This is a genomic window from Craterilacuibacter sp. (genome assembly GCF_051659485.1).
GTDB lineage: Bacteria > Pseudomonadota > Gammaproteobacteria > Burkholderiales > Chromobacteriaceae > Craterilacuibacter.
This window is the reverse complement of record NZ_JBOFOO010000185.1, coordinates 1-3,176: the sequence shown is the minus strand read 5'-3', so window position 1 is coordinate 3,176 and position 3,176 is coordinate 1. Positions and strand designations below refer to the sequence as shown.

Sequence of the window (3,176 nt, the reverse complement as noted above, 5' to 3'; positions counted from 1 at the left end):
TGTCAACCGGTACTGACGCGGTACGCGAACCACGTGGCACGCTGGTGCGTTTGCTGATTCGGAATCCAGATCCCAAGTGCGATAAGGGCTGCTGAAATCTGTTACTGCGCTGAGATAAGCCCGCCTTTTTAGGCGGGCTTTTTGGTTTTCCGGCGAATCAAAACTAGACTGGTAGTTCCTCAACTTGCGAAAGATCATCATGGGACTGCTAGATCAACTAACCGGCGCGCTGGGCAGCAGTACGGAGGGAGCCGAAGGGCAGGGCGGCTTGATGGGGGCGATGGGGGCTCTGCTAGAGCAAAACGGGGGGCTGGGCGGGCTGGTGGAAAAATTCCAGCAAGGCGGCCTCGGTGATGTCGTGTCGTCGTGGATTTCTACCGGCGACAATCAGGCCATTGCCGCATCGCAGATCGAACAGGTGCTGGGCAATGAGCAGATCGCGGCGCTGGCCGGGAAAATAGGGCTGGATACCTCGCAAGTCGCGCAGTCTTTGGCGACGGCGCTGCCGCAACTGGTCGATACGCTGACGCCGAATGGCGAGTTGCCGGCCGGAAATAGCGATCTGTTGGCACAGGGCTCATCCTTGCTCAAGGGTTTGTTCGGCAAGTCATAGCGATCGGAGGGCATCATGAAATGCTTTGACCGTTTAGGCGAGTTGATGTCGGGTGAGGGCAAGCATGATGCGGTGATGCGTGCCCTGGCGGCGCTGGTGGATGATCACGGCGGCTTGGGCGGGCTGGGGCAGCGCTTTCGCGACATTGGTCTTGGCAATGTACTGGACTCCTGGCTGGACAACGGTGGCAACCTGCCGCTGACGCCGGCAGATGTCTATGTTGCGCTGGGTGAGGGCGCGGTCGGGCAATTTGCCGACATGATGGAGACGACCTCGCTTAATGCCGCCAAAGTCATGGCCGAAGCCTTGCCCGAGCTGTTTGACCGGCTGACGCCAGATGGAGCGCTGCCCGGACGGGAGGATGATTTTGCCCGGCTGTTTTCTTCTATCGGGGTACTGTTCGATCGTTGAACTGGTTTAGAATCTCCCGCTTCATCCCGCACGGCCTGGTTTCCAGGCCGTGCTTCATTTTCAGAGAGCCCCGCCATGCCCCATTCGCCATCCCGCCCCCGTGTCGCCATTATCGGTGGAGGCCCTGCCGGGCTGATGGCGGCAGAGCAGATAGCCGGCGCCGGGCTGGCGGTGGATGTGTACGACGCCATGCCCTCGGTCGGGCGCAAGTTTTTGCTGGCTGGCGTGGGCGGCATGAATATTACCCATTCCGAGCCGTGGCCCGACTTTGTCGCGCGTTATGGCAAGCGCGCGAATGTGCTCAAGCCCTGGCTGGATGCTTTTGATGCGGCGGCGCTGCGGGCATGGGTACATGGCTTGGGGGTAGAGACCTTCGTTGGCAGCTCGGGCAAGGTTTTCCCGCGCGAAATGAAGGCCGCACCCTTGCTGCGTGCATGGCTGGCACGTCTGCGCGCGAGCGGGGTAAATTTTCATCCGCGCCATCGCTGGCAGGGCTGGAACGAGGACGGCGAGCTGGTGTTTGCGAGCCCGGAAGGCGAGGTGCATATTCGCGCCGATGCCGTGGTATTGGCCATGGGCGGAGGTAGTTGGCAAAAGCTGGGCTCGGATGGTGCCTGGGTCGCGCCTTTGCAGGGCAAAGGCGTAGCGGTCGCGCCTTTGCAGCCATCCAATTGCGGCTTTGATGCGGACTGGTCGCCATTTTTTGCCGATAAGTTTGCCGGCGAGGCGCTCAAATCGATTGCCATTACCCTGACGGATAGCGAGGGCCAGACCACGACCCGCCGCGGCGGTCTGGTGCTGACGCAAAGCGGGGTAGAAGGCAGCCTGATCTATGCCTTGTCGGCCAATTTGCGCGAACTGATAGCCCGCGATGGCGATGCGACGTTTTATCTCGATCTGGTACCGGATAGAAGTGCCGCACGGGTGCAGGAGGAAGTTTGCCATCCACGCGGCTCGCGTTCGCTATCCAGCCACCTGCAAAGCCGGGTCGGGCTCAAGGGGGCAAAAACCGCCTTGCTGCGCGAGTGCCTGCCCAAAGATGTATTTAATGATACGACGGCACTGGCTGCCGCCATCAAGGCCGTGCCGGTACGCGTGCATGCCGCGCGTCCGCTGGACGAGGCCATCAGTAGCGCCGGTGGCGTCATCTTTGACGGGCTGGATGCCCGGCTGATGCTAGCCAAACTCCCCGGTGTATTTTGCGCCGGCGAGATGCTGGATTGGGAAGCCCCCACCGGTGGCTATTTGCTGACCGCCTGCTTCGCGACCGGCCGTGCCGCAGGGCAGGGGGTGGTGGCGTGGCTGGGAGGCGGCGGAATAGGGAATAGGGAATAGGGAATAGGGAATAGGGAATAGGGACTTGACTTGGCGGCATTTTTTTCATCACGCTGAAATCGGCTCCCGGCTCCCGGCTCCCGGCTCCCGGCTCCCGGCTCCCGGCTCCCGGCTCCCGGCTCCCGGCTCCCGGCTCCCGGCTCCCGGCTCCCGGCTCCCGGCTCTTATTTAAGATAAGGCATCGGGTCCACTGCCTGCCCGCGGTAGCGTAATTCGAAGTGCAGCTTGCTGCGGTCGGTGCCGCTGCTGCCCATGCTGGCGATCTGTTGGCCGCGTTTCACGCTATCGCCTTCCCGTACCCGGAGTGTCTGGTTATGGGCGTAAGCGCTAAGGAAAGACTCGTTATGCTTGATGATGACGAGGTTGCCGTAGGCGCGTATGCCTTGCCCTGCGTAGACCACCTTGCCGGCTGCCGCAGCGAGAATGGCATCGCCGCTGTTACCGGCAATATCGATGCCCTTGTTGCGGCTGCTGAAACCCTGTATCAGCTTGCCCTTGGCCGGCCAGCCCAGTGAAATGCCGCTGGCGACGACTGGTTTGGGCGCGGGTTTTACCGGTATTGCCGCCGGCTTGCCGGGTCGGGAAGCGGCGGGTGGGCGGCTGGCGGCATAGCGCGGAGGCGGCATGATGCGCAGCACCTGTCCTACATTGATGGCGTTGCCGGGCAAGCGGTTCCAACTGCGTAGCTCGCTGACGCTGCGCCCGTTATTGCGCGCAATGCGGTACAGGGTGTCCCCCGCTTGTACGCGGTAATGGCCGGCCGGTATCGGCGGGTAGGCCGGTGTGCTGCTGCAGGCGCCTAGCGCCAGCAACAGGG

Annotated in this window: 4 protein-coding genes; 3 read left to right on the top strand and 1 reads right to left on the bottom strand. The window is 62.3% G+C overall.

The annotated features are described in order from the left end of the window. Positions 1-199: 199 nt before the first annotated feature. The 3 genes from ACRC1E_RS06730 (at position 200) to ACRC1E_RS06720 (ending at position 2,359) form a co-directional block, all read left to right on the top strand. Positions 200-613, top strand: coding sequence for a YidB family protein (locus tag ACRC1E_RS06730; RefSeq protein ID WP_438514342.1), 414 nt, complete (start codon positions 200-202; stop codon positions 611-613). 15 nt (positions 614-628) lie between these two features. After that, positions 629-1,024 (top strand): YidB family protein, encoded by a 396-nt coding sequence (locus tag ACRC1E_RS06725; RefSeq protein ID WP_438514341.1) that lies wholly within the window; start codon positions 629-631, stop codon positions 1,022-1,024. A 75-nt stretch (positions 1,025-1,099) separates the two neighbouring features. Continuing rightward, the gene (locus ACRC1E_RS06720) at positions 1,100-2,359 is read left to right on the top strand and encodes a TIGR03862 family flavoprotein (protein ID WP_438514340.1); all 1,260 of its coding nucleotides are present in this window, start codon (positions 1,100-1,102) and stop codon (positions 2,357-2,359) included. Positions 2,360-2,523: 164 nt separating this feature from the next. Here ACRC1E_RS06720 and ACRC1E_RS06715 read toward each other — a convergent pair. Beyond that, positions 2,524-3,176: peptidoglycan DD-metalloendopeptidase family protein (locus tag ACRC1E_RS06715; protein WP_438514339.1), on the bottom strand; the 653-nt coding region annotated here is incomplete at its 5' end.

Bases quoted from the DNA above. Each gene is read 5' to 3' on its own strand.
- ACRC1E_RS06730 (WP_438514342.1), top strand. From the start codon at position 200: ATGGGACTGCTAGATCAACTAACCGGCGCGCTGGGCAGCAGTACGGAG.
- ACRC1E_RS06725 (WP_438514341.1), top strand. From the start codon at position 629: ATGAAATGCTTTGACCGTTTAGGCGAGTTGATGTCGGGTGAGGGCAAG.
- ACRC1E_RS06720 (WP_438514340.1), top strand. From the start codon at position 1,100: ATGCCCCATTCGCCATCCCGCCCCCGTGTCGCCATTATCGGTGGAGGC.